12 protein-coding genes and 1 pseudogene are annotated in these 14,588 nt (G+C 65.8%); 5 read left to right on the top strand and 8 right to left on the bottom strand.

Features of this window, described 5'->3' with window-relative positions:
• Window positions 1–9: 9 nt before the first annotated feature.
• Entirely contained in the window at window positions 10–1,671 is a 1,662-nt protein-coding gene (locus HRUBRA_RS07960; protein WP_084592533.1) for a WS/DGAT/MGAT family O-acyltransferase, read from the top strand.
• 2 nt (window positions 1,672–1,673) lie between these two features.
• Here HRUBRA_RS07960 and ppk1 read toward each other — a convergent pair whose 3' ends face one another.
• From ppk1 to HRUBRA_RS07945, 3 genes are all read right to left on the bottom strand, one after another.
• Window positions 1,674–3,800 carry a polyphosphate kinase 1 gene (ppk1, locus tag HRUBRA_RS07955; protein ID WP_035516153.1) on the bottom strand — a complete coding sequence of 709 codons (2,127 nt, stop codon included), beginning with the start codon at window positions 3,798–3,800 and terminating at the stop codon, window positions 1,674–1,676.
• Between the two features lie 96 nt (window positions 3,801–3,896).
• Window positions 3,897–4,772, bottom strand: coding sequence for a universal stress protein (locus HRUBRA_RS07950; RefSeq protein WP_035516152.1), 876 nt, complete (start codon window positions 4,770–4,772; stop codon window positions 3,897–3,899).
• A 59-nt stretch (window positions 4,773–4,831) separates the two neighbouring features.
• Entirely contained in the window at window positions 4,832–5,659 is an 828-nt protein-coding gene (locus tag HRUBRA_RS07945) for an alpha/beta fold hydrolase (RefSeq protein WP_035516151.1), read from the bottom strand.
• A 145-nt stretch (window positions 5,660–5,804) separates the two neighbouring features.
• On the opposite strand from HRUBRA_RS07945, the gene fghA reads away from it, so the two are divergent.
• On the top strand, window positions 5,805–6,647 hold the full coding sequence (gene fghA / locus HRUBRA_RS07940) for an S-formylglutathione hydrolase (protein ID WP_322786725.1): 843 nt from the start codon (window positions 5,805–5,807) through the stop codon (window positions 6,645–6,647).
• A gap of 178 nt (window positions 6,648–6,825) precedes the next feature.
• Here fghA and HRUBRA_RS07935 read toward each other — a convergent pair whose 3' ends face one another.
• The 4 genes and pseudogenes from HRUBRA_RS07935 to pspA form a co-directional block, all read right to left on the bottom strand.
• On the bottom strand, window positions 6,826–7,578 hold the full coding sequence (locus HRUBRA_RS07935) for an alpha/beta hydrolase (protein WP_035516148.1): 753 nt from the start codon (window positions 7,576–7,578) through the stop codon (window positions 6,826–6,828).
• Between the two features lie 185 nt (window positions 7,579–7,763).
• Entirely contained in the window at window positions 7,764–8,231 is a 468-nt protein-coding gene (locus HRUBRA_RS07930; RefSeq protein WP_035516146.1) for a PspC domain-containing protein, read from the bottom strand.
• Window positions 8,228–8,415: pseudogene (locus HRUBRA_RS14965) on the bottom strand (envelope stress response membrane protein PspB). Before HRUBRA_RS14965 ends, HRUBRA_RS07930 begins: the two are co-directional and overlap by 4 nt.
• Before the next feature lie 122 nt (window positions 8,416–8,537).
• Window positions 8,538–9,230, bottom strand: coding sequence for a phage shock protein PspA (pspA, locus tag HRUBRA_RS07925; protein ID WP_035516142.1), 693 nt, complete (start codon window positions 9,228–9,230; stop codon window positions 8,538–8,540).
• A 231-nt stretch (window positions 9,231–9,461) separates the two neighbouring features.
• Between pspA and pspF the strand changes: the two genes are divergently transcribed.
• Genes pspF through HRUBRA_RS07910 form a run of 3 tightly spaced genes read left to right on the top strand, consistent with a single transcriptional unit; the run spans window position 9,462 to window position 13,094 of the window.
• A complete protein-coding gene (pspF, locus tag HRUBRA_RS07920; protein WP_035516141.1) occupies window positions 9,462–10,496 on the top strand; it encodes a phage shock protein operon transcriptional activator in 1,035 nt (344 codons plus the stop codon).
• A 15-nt stretch (window positions 10,497–10,511) separates the two neighbouring features.
• Window positions 10,512–11,975, top strand: coding sequence for an NAD-dependent succinate-semialdehyde dehydrogenase (locus HRUBRA_RS07915; RefSeq protein ID WP_035516140.1), 1,464 nt, complete (start codon window positions 10,512–10,514; stop codon window positions 11,973–11,975).
• A gap of 12 nt (window positions 11,976–11,987) precedes the next feature.
• A complete protein-coding gene (locus HRUBRA_RS07910; RefSeq protein ID WP_052094526.1) occupies window positions 11,988–13,094 on the top strand; it encodes a CNNM domain-containing protein in 1,107 nt (368 codons plus the stop codon).
• Here HRUBRA_RS07910 and glpK read toward each other — a convergent pair whose 3' ends face one another.
• The gene (gene glpK, locus HRUBRA_RS07905; RefSeq protein WP_035516139.1) at window positions 13,095–14,585 is read right to left on the bottom strand and encodes a glycerol kinase GlpK; all 1,491 of its coding nucleotides are present in this window, start codon (window positions 14,583–14,585) and stop codon (window positions 13,095–13,097) included.
• Window positions 14,586–14,588 lie beyond the last annotated feature (3 nt).

Here is a 14,588-nt window from a genome sequence, read left to right as displayed (position 1 = left end):
GGAGCACCCATGCGCCGCATTGACCTGACCAGTGCCGGCTTCCTCCTCCTGGAGAAGCGCGAGACCCCTATGCACGTGGGCGGCATCAACCTGTTCACGCTGCCCGGCGGCGCCTCGGAGCGCGAGTTCCTCGGCGATTTGCGCGAGTTGCTCCGCGGTACCACCGCGTTCAGAAAGCCCTTCGGCGAGTACGTGGTCACCGGCAGGACCGGGCTGCACTGGGAGAAAGATGAGCACATCGACCTCGACTATCACGTGCGCCACTCGGCACTGCCGGCACCGGGTCGCTACCGGGAGCTATTCGCCCTCGCCTCCCGGCTGCACACCACCCTCCTCGACCGCACCCGACCGCTCTGGGAGCTGCACCTCATCGAAGGCCTGCAAAACCGCCAGTTCGCCGTTTACAACAAGATTCACCACGCCGCCATCGACGGCGTGGGCGCCATGCACCTGACGCGCAGTATGTGCGCTGAGGATCCGAACGAGCGCATCGACTACGGTCCCTTTTCCCTTGAGGCCTATGAGCTCTACAAAGAGCAGCGCTTCGGTTCGCGGAGCAAGCCGGCTCCGCCGAAGCAGGCAGAGTTGCGCAACGTGATCGAGGCCGTAAAGCATCAGTACGATTCCTCCATGCACCTGGTCACGGCCATGCGTCGCTTCGGCGCTGCCTTCGTCGGCCGGGGCGGCAACCTCGCCGTGCCCTGGCACAATGTCCCCAAAACCACGCTCAACACCCGCGTCTCCGGCGCCCGCCGCTTTGTCGCTCAGTCTTTCGACTTCCATCGCGTGCGCGCGGTGAGCAAGGCCATGGATGCCACGGTGAACGACGTTGTCCTGGCCATGTGCTCCGGCGCCCTGCGCCGGTATCTGCTGACCCGCGACGAGCTGCCCCGCCACTCCCTCAAGGCCATGGCGCCGGTCTCCCTGCGCGAGGAGACGGACCTCGACTCTACCAACGCCGTCGGCTTTATCACCGCAGACCTGGCCACGAACGTCTACGACCCGGAGAAGCGCCTGCGCACAATCCAGAACTCCATGCGCGCCGGCAAGGACCTGCTGCGCTCCCTGTCCCCCCGGGAGGCGGCACTGTTCATGCAGCTCACTCAGCTACCAGCCCTGCTGACCTCCGTACTCGGCCTCGCATCCCGCTACCCGGCCTTCAGCACCGTAGTCTCGAATGTCCCGGGGCCGCGGGAACGCCTCTACTGGAATGGCGCGCGCCTCGACGGCATCTACCCTGCCTCTATCGTCTTCGACGGCTTCGCCATGAATATCACCATGGTCAGCTACGTTGATAAGCTCGACTTCGGCATCGTCGCCTGCCGCCGCTCGCTGCCGCAGGTCCAGCGCATGATTGACCATCTCGAGGAGGCCCTTGTCGAGCTGGAGGTGGTCGCAGGGACCGCGCCGGCACCGGCACGCAGCCGCCGTGCCGGGGTCCCCAGGAGCGGCCGTCCGGCGCGAAGAACCGGCGCCGGTGCGGAGAGCAAGCCCAAGCTGCCAGTCGGCCGCAAGGCGGCGCCCACGCAGAAATCCGGACCTGGAAAGAAAGCGCCGGGGAAGAAAGCCCCAGGGAAGAAAGTCACACCCGGGAAAGCCGCCGCGAAGAAAAAACCGGCACCGAAAAAAACGGCGCCCGGGACAACTGCCGGCGCAGGCAACGACCTTTAGCCTCAGCGGCGCTTCGGCGCCGGCAGCATGTTCGAACGCGGGTAGCGCGGCCGCTTGCCGGTGGCCAGGTAGCGCTGGATCGCCTCCTGGGAGCGCAGGGCCGCCGATTTTTTCCGTCTTGTGACGAACTCGTTCTTCTGCAGCGGATCGATGATCCGCGCCTTCTGATTGTCGTGCCACTGGATATCAAGGACATCCTGCAGCACACGCTGCGCCCCGGCGTCGAAGATCGGCACCAGAACTTCCACCCGGAAGTCGAGATTGCGGGTCATGAGGTCAGCCGAACCGAGGAAATAACGCGGCTTGCCGCGGTTGTAGAATACGTAGACCCGCGGGTGCTCGAGGTAGCGATCGACAATGCTGATACCAGCGATATGGTCCGAGCGGCCGGGCACGCCGGGCAGAAGCGAGCACATGCCGCGGATGATCAGGCGCACTTCTACTCCGGCCTCGCTGGCCTCATAGAGCTTCAGGGACAATTGCTTGTCGACGAGATTGTTGCACTTCAGGGTGATCGCCGCGCGGTAACCCTTGCGCGCATTGCGGATCTCCGTGTCGATCATGTCGAGAATCGCGGGCCGCGTGGAATGCGGTGAGACGAGCAGCAGCCGGTACTCGGGGCGCTTGTAAGTGTACTTCAGGAAATCGAAGACATTGGCCACGTCCTCGCCGATGGTCTGGTCGTAGGTGAGCAGCGTGAAGTCCGTGTAGAGCCGTGCTGTCTTCTCGTTGAAGTTGCCGGTGCCGATATGGCTGTAGTAGCGCAGGCCACCCTGCTCCCGACGCTCAATGAGCAGCAGCTTACTGTGCACCTTGAGGCCGGGGATTCCGAAGATGACCTCGATGCCCCCCTCCGTGAGGCGCTGCGCCCAGTTGATGTTCGCCGCCTCGTCGAAGCGCGCCGCCAACTCCACCACCGCCCGTACCCGCTTGCCGTTGGCAACCGCGTTGAGCAGCGCATCCACGACCCGGGACTCGCTGGCCACCCGGTAAAGGCAGATCCTGATGGACTCGACCGCCGGATCCAGGGCCGCGGTCTTCAGCAGGTCGATCACGTAATCGAAGGGATGGTAGGGATAGTAGAGCAGAATATCCTTCTCGCGGATGTTCTCGAAGATGCTGTTAGCTGCATCGAGCTCGGGCACGCGAACCGGCGACAGCGGCTTGAGTTCAAGATATTTCGGCCCTATCCGGGGAAAGCTCATGAAGTCCTTGGAATTGTGATAGCGGCCGCCGGGGATGAGACTGTCGTACTTCCCCAGATCGAAGCGCGCCACCAGAAAATCGAGCAGGTGCCGGGGCATGCTGCCGTCGTAGACGAAACGCACCGGGTCCGCCCGCTGGCGCTGCTTCAGGCTGGTCGCCATCTTCTCGATAAGACTCTCGGTAATGCCGGCGTCGAGCTCAATTTCGGCGTCGCGGGAAAACTTGAAGCAGAAAGCGGAGGCCTCTTCGATCGACAGGATCCCGCGGAACATCTGCGGCAGACAGGCGCGGATCGCATTATCGAGGGCGATGAAAACGCGGCCGCTCTTGCCCTTTCGCCGGGGGATCTCGACAAAGCGGTTAAGCCGATCCGTGGGTACCTCGACCACCGCGTAGGTATGGCGCTTTTCCGCCACGAGATCGATGGCGAGGTACAGGGACTCGTCATTGAGCACGGGGATAGACTGACCCTCGTAGAAGAGAATCGGGTCCAGCTCCGGCAGGATTGTGCTGGTGAAATACTGCTGCACGAACTCGGCCTGGTTTGGCTCCAGCTGACGCTCGTTGACCATGTAGATCCGTCGGCGCTGCAGGGCCTTCATGACCTCGTTGTAAACGCGCTCGAAATCACGCTGGGAGGCGACCACCGAATCCTGGATCGCAGCGAGGAGGTCCTTGGCCTGCTGCCGGGTCGAACCGCGGGAGACGGAGATCAACCGACGCACCTCGGCCACGCGCACACGGAAGAACTCATCGAGGTTGTTGGAGAATATGCCGAGGTAACGCAGCCGCTGGATTTCCGGCACCGATGGATCCGCCGCCTCCTGTAGCACGCGATCATTAAAGCGGAGCCAGGACAGCTCCCGAGGCATGAAAAGCGTCTCGTCAAGGTCCGCAAGGCGCGGCTGGATGGGGCTGGTCATGGTGCTCCTGTCCTGCTGCCACCGGGCCCGTCCCGGTATCGCAGGCCAATATGACAGGAACGGCGCGGCCCTTCCACCGCGTCATCGTGACGGACCTCAACAGCCGGGCTTGAGTGCCAGCACGTCGGTGTTCAGGGTCTGCAGCACAGCCTCGGCAGTGTTGCCGAGAAGCCTGGCCTTCACACCGGAGCGCCCGACGGTGCCCATCACCACAAGCTGTGCTCCCGAACGCGCTGCCTCGGCGGTGATCACCTTGGCAACCGGGCCGCGCTTGGTGCGGAAAGTCCTTTCCGCCAGGCCGTACTGAGCGGCGAGCCGGTCGATACGCGGTTGCATCGCCTCACGCTGCTCCTTCGCATAACCATCGGCATCGACGATAGTGAGGTCCGCGAGCAGGGTCGGGAGCTCGATGGCACCAATGATACGCAGTTCGACGCCAAGGGCACCGGCGTAGGCCTGCGCACGGGCGAGCACCGCTGCGTTCAGCGCCTGCTTTACCCGCGAGCGGCTGCCCAGATCGAGAGCGGCAAGGACGGGTTTTGTCCGGCTCCATTGCTTCTCGCTGGCAATGAGCACCGGTGCCGGGCACTCACGAAGCAGGTGCCAGTCTGTTGAGGTATAGGTGAAGGTGCCGCTGCGGTTAACGGTCTTTACCACCAGCTCGTAGCTGCCGCTGGCGCAGCGCTTCCTGATCCAGTCGTGAATATCCTTCATCCAGATCACACGCAGGGACACGTCCTGGCCCGGCCTGGCGTACCTGTCGATACGCTCGCGGAGCGCCAGCTCACGTCGATCAAGAAGCTGGCGTTTGAGCATCTCCTGCTCTGCCCTGTCGCCCGTGAGCCGGCGCAGGGACGCGTAGGTAAAGGCGACCACATCGACCCGGTGGCCCAGCTTGTGCGCCAATTCAAGCCCCCGCGCCGTGGCGACGCACTTATCGTCAAGATCGGCAATGACCAGCAACTTACCCACGATGACCTCATACCCTCACTTTGCGCCGATTATAGACCGGGCACGGGTTGGAACCAGCCTCAGACCTTCACCCGCGACAGATAATCGAGCACTCGCTGTGCGGCCGGGGCCGGATGCTCCAGCGGAAACAGGTGTCCGCCGGGGCTCCGGTGCAGCTCCGCCCGCCGCTGCAGACGCCCCCAGCGAAGAAACATAGCGGCCGTAAGCGTGTCGGAATGCTCCCCGCGCAGGCCCAGGGTGGGCAGCCGCAGGCCCGCAAGCTGAGGCCAGACAAGCGGCGCACTGGCGTAGATGGCCGCCTCCCAGGCCGCGGGAAAAGCGAGTTCGACGCCGCCGGCGGCAGCGGGCCGGCAGCTTGCCGCGACGTAATCAGCGAGCGCTTCATCATCGAAGGCGCTGAAGGCGCGCTTTCCGCGATAAAAGGCGAAGGCCTCATCCCGGTCGGTGAAATGCTGCGGCCGCGCCAGGGTCCGGCGGATCATGGGCATGCGCTCAAGACGCCGCCGCGGCGCGAGGCTCGAGGCCAGCACGAAGCGCGCGGGCAGAAAAACCGGGTCCAGGAGCAGCAGCCCGCGGAAGCGCTCTGGCGCCTGTCGGGCGGCGAGGAGGCCGATGGTGCCTCCCATGGAGTGACCCAGCAGCCAGGGACGTTCGAGTCCGGTGCCTTCGAGAGCCTCCAGCAGATCACCGGCGAAGGTGGACCAGCGCAGGCGACCCGCCGGTGGCTCCGGCGCACCCCAGAGGGGCCGGTGGCGCACGGCGAACACCCGGCAGACCGTCGTCAGGCGCTGCAGAAACCGGCGGTAGCTGGCCGGCGGGTAGCCGTTGGCATGGGCAAAAAGAACCGGTATCCCCTCGCCGCCGAAATCCTCAATGCGTTCGTTCATGAGCCCTCCCTCGATTGCGGAGCAAGGGTACTCGAAGCGCAGCTGCCAGGGCAGCCCTCGAAATCACTCGCCGGCTGCGTATACTGCCGCGACAACCAGCAGACACAATACCGCTGCGACCCACCGCAAGGAGATCACCATGGCCCTGGAAACCCTCGCCGCCAGCCGCTGTTTCGATGGTGAGCAATTGCGCCTTCGCCACGCCGCCACCACTGTTGACTGCACCATGACGTTTTCCGTCTTCCTGCCGCCGCAGGCGCGCCAGGGGCCGGTACCGGTGCTCTACTGGCTCTCGGGACTGACCTGCACGGACGAGAACTTCGTCACCAAGGCCGGCGCCCAGCGTTATGCCGCCGAGGCCGGCATCGCTCTGGTCGCTGCGGACACCAGCCCCCGCGGCGACGCGGTTCCCGATGACCCGGAGGGGGCCTGGGACTTCGGCCTCGGGGCCGGCTTCTACGTCAACGCCACGGAAGCCCCCTGGCGCGACCACTACCGCATGTATGACTACGTGGTGCACGAATTGCCGGCCCTGGTGACGGCGGAGTTTCCCCTGCGCGACGGGCAGGCAGCTATTGCCGGTCATTCCATGGGCGGCCATGGTGCCCTGGTGGCAGGCCTTCGCAATCCGGATCGCTATGCGAGCATCTCGGCCTTCGCGCCCATCAGCGCGCCGTCGCAATGCCCCTGGGGCCGCAAGGCCTTAGGCCACTATCTCGGCCCGGACCCCACCCGATGGCGCGCCTGGGACGCGGAGGCCCTGCTCCGCGACGGCGCGAGCGCCCGCCCCCTGCTGGTGGATCAAGGCGGGGCCGACGGGTTTCTGGAAGAACAGTTAATGCCAGAGCGGCTGGCCGCTGCCTGTGCCGACGCCGGTGTAGAAGCGACGCTGCGTCAGCAACCGGGCTACGACCACAGCTACTATTTCATCGCCAGCTTCATAGGCGAGCACATTGCTTTTCACGCAGAACGACTCGGGGCCGCCTGATCCGCCAGCGGCAGGCTTGTCACCCCCTGCCCGGGCCGCCGCCATCGAAGCCAGCTCAGGCGGGAGGGGCGCGGGCAGGGTTCTTCTCTCACAAAGCGAATATCGTGGAGCGACTGATAGAAGAACCCTGCCCGCGCCCCGGCGCTAACTGAGAAAAGAGCCTTGCCCGCGCCCCGGACTATTCACAGGCGGGATAAAGCAGCCGGGACCAGTCCCGGGGCAGGAAAGGCCGCCAGTCGTCGACAGGCTGCGCCAGGCGCTCGGCGACGAGAAACCAGATCGCCGGGTTGAGGGTCATGCCGCAGTGGCTGCCGCGCACCTGAATGCTCTGAGCACAGGGATGCGCCGCCTCCACGGCCTGCCGCGCTGTGCGCCAGTTGCAGATGCCGTCGCCCTTGGAATAGATGGCCGTGGTCGGTACCGGGGGCGCCGTCGGCAGCAGCGCCTCCGCAATCGGCAGGTCGTCCCGGGGGTTGAGACTGGCGAACAGGCGCGCCGGGTAGGAACCGCTCCAGCGACCCTCGCCGAAGGGACTGCCGAGGGAAATCACCTGGCGAACCCGCGCCGGCACTTCCCGGGCCAGCTCCCGGGCAAAAATACCGCCGAGGCTGTGGCCGATCAGGGAGATGGGGCCGCCATAACGCGAGCCGAGGAACTCCACGCGCTCCACCAGGGCCTCCAGCACACCCTCCCGGGGCCCCAGGTTGCGGCCCTGGGCCCAGCCATGGACCGCGTAGCCCTGTCGGGCGAGGTAGCGGCGGAAAGCTGCGCTGTAGCCATCGGAGCCGAGGAACCCCGGCAGGATCATCACCGCATGGCCGTCGCCGGCAGGGGCGTTGGCAAGCAGCCCGCGGGCCAGGCGCAGTGACAGCACCTCAAGGACTACGCGATGCGCCTCGGTGAGCGCCAGCAGCGGGTGCGGCGGCGGCACCTCGGAATCGGTGAGTGGCCGGACCCGGTCCTCGACCGGTCGGGCCCCGGCAAGCGCCTGGTTCAGCCTGGACCTCCTGCACAGAGTGCGGGGCGCTTCTTGCGGGAAGCGGGTAATCGTGATGAGACGGGAGCATAGCGCACGCCGGCCGGCCGGGAAAGACGCCGGCCGGCCTGCGGCTTTCCTCAAAGGCAGGAAAAGGCCTTGTTCAAACGGTAGCGCCGGGAGGTCACATAGCGCTCCATAGCCTCGACCCGGCGCAGGGCGCCCTCCAGGCGCTCCTGGGCCCGCTCGAGGCGGACGCTGGCACTTTCGCTGTAGCGAAAAGGGCTCTGCGGTCGGAAATCATGGCGTCGCTCGTCGTACTCCATGGGCCGGTGCAGCGCCGCTTGCGCTCCCCCATCGAGGCTTTCCCCCCGCGGCCGGGGCGCCAGCAGCAGCCAGCCCGCCAGATAAGTCCAGAGGGCCAGGGTCCCAGTGAACAGGAATGCGGCGATGAACAGCAGCCGCACCACCCAGTGGGCGACGTCCCAATAGTCGGCAATGCCGGCGCAGACGCCGGCCAGGCGACTGCGCCGGGTGTTGCGGTAAAGGCCCATACCCCAGCCCTCGCGCCTGCGCGCAGCAAAGCTGCGCTGGTGACTATGACTCATGATGGAACCTCCTCACTGCGACTGCGGCCGTCCTGCTGCCGCCAGTCGGGGTGTTCGTCATCCAGGATCGACTCAAGGGTGCCGATACGCTCCGTCAGCCGGTCTACGGTTACCAGCATATCCTCGATACGCAGCCGGTCGCCTTCAGGCTGCGGCTGGAGCGGCTCACGCTGCGGTAATGCATGGTGATCCAGATTGGCGCCACCACCACCAGGAAAAGAATGGTGGGGACAAACATGAATTGCCAGAATTCCATCGGTCGGTCCTATACTCGAAAATGCTCAGAGGGTAAGCCAGGCGTACCGCCTAAGCCTGACCCCCACCCGTTCTGCCCTCGCCCGTGACTTCGCGCCGCAGCCGGGCCAATTCATCGTTCAGGCGCTCGTCTTCCTGCAACGCGTCGATCTCCGCGGCCAGGCCCGGCGACACGTCCCGGCCAAGATCCATCACATCGAGCTGGCTCTCGAGGTTGTCCATCCGCCGTTCAAAGTGCTCAAAACGCGTGAAGGCATCATCCAGCGCCTCCCGGTGCACCTGGCGCTTCACCTTGATGCGCGAATCCACGGTCGCGTTGCGCATGGCCAGGGTCTTCTGCTTGGCCTTGGCGTCGGACAGTTTTTGCTGCAGCTGGCCGATCTCCTCATTGAGGTGCGCCACGTGCTCATCAGTGGCGGCCAGCTCAGCGTCCACGGCGCTGATCTCCTCCTCCAGCTCCCGTTTCTCCTGCAGCGCCGCCCTGGCGAGGTCCTCCCGGTCCTTGCGGATGGCCAGCCTCGCCTTTTCGTCCCAGCTGTCGGCTTCACCGCGCAGCTGCTCGACGCGCCGGGCCGCCTGCTTCCGATCGGCGAGGACCCGCGCAGAGGAGGTGCGCACCTCCACCAGCGTATCCTCCATCTCCTGGATGATGAGTCGGATCATCTTCTCCGGGTCTTCCGCGCGGTCCAGCAGCGAATTGATGTTGGAGTTGATGATGTCAGTCATGCGGGAAAAAATACCCATGGTCACTCTCCTGTGCCTGCCCGGAAAAGGGCTCTCTGTGGCGAGCGGGCCGGACTATCGGCCGCATCACAGGACAATAAACAAGAGCCAGGCCAATTTATATTGTTGCGTTTTAAATCAATATCTTAAGACACCTAATTAATGAATTATTCATACACATACCAGAAATACTGGCTTTTATAGCCTTAATTAAGGCTGGAAAAACCATCCTGATAGGTCTAAAAAGCCACTATGCGCGCACCCGACAGCATCATCGGCAATTCCGAGGCCCTCGCCACCGCCCTGGATCACCTGTCGCGCCTCGCCCCCGTGAACCGGCCGGTGATCGTCGTCGGCGAACGCGGCACCGGGAAAGAACTCGCCGCAGAGCGGCTGCACTTCCTCTCGACACGCTGGGAAGCGCCGTTCATCAAGGTCAATTGCGCCGCCATGGCCGAAGCGCTCCTCGAGTCGGAGCTCTTCGGGCATGAAGCCGGTGCTTTCACCGGTGCCACGGCGATGCACCGGGGGCGTTTCGAGCGCGCCGACGGCGGCACCCTGTTCCTTGATGAGCTCGGTACCACCTCCGCCCGGCTCCAGGAGAAACTCCTGCGCCTGGTCGAATACGGAGAATTCGAACGCCTCGGCGGCCAGCGCACGCTCCGGGTGGACGTGCGGGTAGTGGCGGCGACCCACGCCGATCTGCCCGCTATGGCCGCCGCCGGTGAATTCCGCCACGACCTGCTCGACCGGCTCGCCTTCGATATCGTGTACCTGCCACCGTTGCGCGAGCGCCGCGAAGACATAGCCGGGCTCGCCGAGCATTTCGCTATCCAGATGAGTGCCGAGCTCGGCTGGCCCCTGTTCCCCGGTTTTACCGAGGCGGCACTGGCGCAGCTTGAGGCACATTCCTGGCCCGGCAACGTGCGCGAGCTCAAAAATGCCGTTGAGCGCTCAGTGTACCGCTGGGGCGACTCCGGGGCAGCGGTTGCAACGGTAGCCCTGGACCCTTTCGCCGATGCCCGTCCACGGGAGACCACAGCTGCAGTGCCCCTCCTCACGGAAGCTCCGGCAGACGCGGAGGCAGCCGCCGGCGAGGTGCCGCTGCGCGAGCGGGTCGACGCCTTCGAGCACCGTCTCCTCGCGGAGGCGCTGGCCAGCCACGGTCACCACCAGAAGCGTACCGCCGAGGCCCTGGGGCTGTCCTACGATCAGCTCCGCGGGCTCTTGCGCCGGCACGGCTTGCGTTCCCGACGCCCGCGGCGCGACACTGCCGGTCACAACTGAATCAGGAGCCCGACCATGGACCTTTCTCTCCGCGACCCCTCCCTGCTCAAGACCGGCGCCCTGGTCGACGGCGCCTGGATCGATGCGGACGACGAAGCGCACCTAACGGTCAGCAATCCCGCCACCGGCGAAACGGTGGCCAAGGTCGCCAAAGTGGGTGCCGCCGAGACCCGCCGTGCCATTGAGGCCGCTGAGCGGGCCATGGCCGACTGGCGCAAGCGCCCCGCCAAGGAGCGGGCGAAGCTGCTTCGCGCCTGGTATGACCTGCTCATGGACAATCAGGAGGACCTGGCGCGGATCATGACCGCTGAACAGGGTAAGGTCTTGGCCGAGTCTCGCGGCGAGATTGCCTACGGGGCCTCCTACATCGAGTGGTTCGGCGAACAGGCCAAGCGTATCGACGGGACCATCATTCCGGGGCCGGCCCCGGGCAAGCGCATTCTCTGCCTGCGAGAGCCCGTGGGCGTGGTCGCCGCGATCACGCCCTGGAACTTCCCCAACGCCATGATCGCCCGCAAGGTAGCCCCGGCGCTGGCGGCCGGCTGCACGGTAGTCATCAAGCCTGCCAGCGAAACACCACTGTCGGCCCTGGCCATGGCTGAGCTGGCGCTCCGTGCGGGGATTCCCGCCGGCGCCGTCAACGTGGTCGCCGGGAGCTCGTCGGATATAGGCGGTGAGCTCACCGGCAACGCGATCGTGCGCAAGCTCACCTTTACCGGCTCCACCCCCGTCGGCAAGACGCTGGTCGAACAGTGCGCAAAGACCCTCAAGCGCACCTCCATGGAGCTGGGCGGTAACGCCCCTTTCATTGTCTTCGAGGACGCAGACCTCGACGCGGCAGTGGCCGGCGCCATGGCCTCGAAGTACCGCAACAGCGGCCAGACCTGCGTCTGCACCAACCGTTTCCTGGTCCAGGACAGCATCCATGATGCCTTCGTCGAGAGGCTGGTCGCTGCCGTTGCCGAGCTGCGGGTGGGCAACGGCATGGAGGAAGGCGTTGCCCTGGGCCCGCTGGTCAATCGCAGTGCCGTGGAAGACGTGCACGCGCTGGTCTCCGCCAGTGTCGACGCCGGCGCCCGGGTCGCCCTGGGCGGAAAGCCCCACGAGCTGGGCCCCTGTTTCTATCAGCCCACGGTGCTCACGGAGGTCAGCGCAGCAATGCCCGTATTCCAGACCGAAATCTTCGGCCCTGTGTCGCCGGTTACCCGTTTCAGCGACGAGGCCGAGGCCATCCGGCTCGCCAACGACACACCCTTCGGCCTCGCCAGCTACTTTTACACCCGCGATCTCGGTCGCGCCTGGCGCGTCGCGGAGGGCCTGCAGTATGGCATCGTCGGTATCAACGAGGGGTTGATCTCCAACGAAATGGCACCCTTCGGCGGCGTCAAGGAATCGGGCTCCGGTCGCGAGGGCTCCCAGTTTGGCATCGACGATTACACGGAAATCAAGTACGTGCTCATGGGCGGACTCGGCGGCTGAGGGGGCGGCGCGGTGCTTTCCCTGCTCGCGGCTTTCTTCCTGGTCGCTATCGTCACGTCTTTCCTGTGCTCTCTGTGGGAGGCGGTGTTGCTGTCAATCACACCGGCCTACGCACAGCTGCAGCTGCAGGAAGGCGGTCGCACCGGTGCACAGCTGGAGCGCTTCAAGCGCAACATCGACCAGCCCCTGGCGGCAATCCTCACGCTGAACACCATCGCCCACACCGCCGGTGCCATCGGCGTGGGTCAACAGGCGGCGCTTATCTGGTCCGATGCCAACCCGCTCATCACTTCCCTGCTTGTCCCTGCTGCCATGACCCTGGCCGTGCTCATCCTGTCCGAGATCATTCCCAAGACACTGGGCGCAAGCTACTGGCAGCGCCTGGCGCCCTTCACGGTGCGCTCCCTGGCCTTCATCATCGCCACCCTCTATCCGCTCGTCTGGGGCTGCCAGCTGGTGACCCGGAGCCTCAACCGCAGCGAGTCCGCCTCCGTGCTGACGCGCTCGGAGTTCGTCGCCCTCGCGGAGCTGGGTGCCCAGGAGGGCATTTTCGCCCGCGGAGAGACCGCGATCATCCGCAACCTGCTGCGCTTCAAGGATGTGAGTGCCCGCAGTGTCATGACGCCGCGCATGGTCGTGCGCAGCGCCGACGAGAACCGTACCGTGGAGGCGTTCCTGGAGGAAAACCCGGGGCTGCGCTTCTCGCGCATCCTCCTTTACCGCAGCGGCCGCCCGGAAGACATCACCGGCTACGTGCTGCGCAGCGAGGCCCTGGAGCGCCAGGCCGCCGGGGAAGGCGCGCTCCACCTCGGGGCGCTGCTGCGGCCCATCCAGGTGGTACCGGAGCACTGCCCGCTGCCGGAGCTGTTCACCAGCTTCCTCGAAAACCGGGAGCATATCGCCCTGGTCATGGACGACTACGGGGGCATGGCCGGCATCGTCACCATGGAGGACGTCATTGAGACCCTCCTGGGCCTTGAGATCATGGATGAATCAGACGCGGTGGCAGACATGCAGCAGCTGGCGCGCCGCAACTGGGAGTCCCGGGCCCGGGCCCGGGGCATCCTCGAGTGGCCGGAGGGTGCGGCGGAGCCGCGGCAGCCACCGTCTGCGGACTGATCAGCGCAGCGTGCGCTCCAGGGCGGTTTCCCAGGACGCCCGGCGGCGGCGGCGCGCAGGCGCGGAAAGGCGGACCCGGAACTCCTCCCCGGCCTGCCAGCCGCGGCGGATATCCGCGGTCCCGCGCCACAGCCCGATACCGATGCCGGCAAGGTAGCTCGCGCCGGCGACGGTGGTCTCGATGAGCTGCGGGCGAAGGAGCTTGCGCCCGAGCACATCGGCCTGGATCTGCATAAGGAGGTTGTTGGCGGAGGCGCCACCGTCCACGCGCAGCGGGCGCATGCGCCGGCCCAGGTCTTTCTCCATGGCGCGGAGAATATCGGCGTTCTGCAGGGCGATAGCATCGAGGGTAGCCCGGGCGATGTGGGCCCGGGTGGTGCCCCGGGTAAGCCCGGTGATCACGCCCCGGGCCTCCGGCGCCCAGTGCGGTGCGCCAAGCCCCGTGAGGGCCGGCACGAACTCCACCCCACCGTGATCCTCGACCTTCGCCGCGAGCGCCTCCACGTCCGCCGCGCGCCGGATCAGCTTGAGGCCATCGCGCAGCCACTGAACGGCCGCCCCGCAGATGAAGGCGCCGCCCTCGAGCGCGTAAACGGGCTTGCCCCCCTCCCCCAGCTGCCAGGCCACCGTCGTCAGCAGCCCGGCGTGGGAGTGGAGCGGCTCGCCACCGGTATTCATGACGATAAAGGAGCCTGTACCGAAGGTACATTTGGCGTCACCGACGGCGAAGCAGGCCTGGCCGAACAGAGCCGCCTGCTGATCACCGGCCATGCCGGCGATGGGGATTCCGTCGGGCAGACCCCGCACACCGCGGGTATGACCGAGCAGGCCGCTGCAGGGCACGATGGCCGGCAGGATTTCCCGGGGGACTTCAAACAGCTCCGCAAGCTCGCTATCCCAATCCAGGGTCTTCAGATTCATAAGACTCGTGCGCGCCGCATTGGAGACATCGGTGACGTGCTGCTGCCCCCCGGTGAGCTGCCAGACCAGGTAGCTGTCCACCGTACCCCCGGCGACTCGGCCCGCGGCGAGCCTGCGCTTGATCCCCGGCGTGTTGCGCAGCAACCAACGGAACTTACTGGCCGAGAAGTACGGGTCCAGCACGAGGCCCGTCTTGCGGCGGACGGCCTTCTCGTGGCCGGCGGACTTCAGGGCTTCGCAGAACTCCGTGGTCCGCCGACATTGCCAGACCACCGCATTGTTGAGGGCCTCGCCGGTCTCCCGGTCCCAGAGCAGCGCAGTCTCGCGCTGATTGGTAAGCCCGACAGCGGCGATCTCGCTGGCCTTGCATACCCCCTTGCGCAGTACGCCGCGGATGCCCTTTTCCACGGAAGCCCGGATATCATCGACTCGGTGATCCACCCAGCCAGGCTTCGGATAATGCTGCGGAAACTCGTGGTTTACGCTCGCCCGCAAACGGCCCGTCGCGTCCATAAGCGCGACAGTGGTACCGGTCGTGCCCTGGTCGATGGCAAGGATATAATCCCCCACCGG

The sequence above is a fragment of the Pseudohaliea rubra DSM 19751 genome, from assembly GCF_000764025.1.
Taxonomy (GTDB): Bacteria; Pseudomonadota; Gammaproteobacteria; order Pseudomonadales; family Halieaceae; genus Pseudohaliea; species Pseudohaliea rubra.
This window is presented reverse-complemented; position numbering and strand designations above follow the sequence as displayed.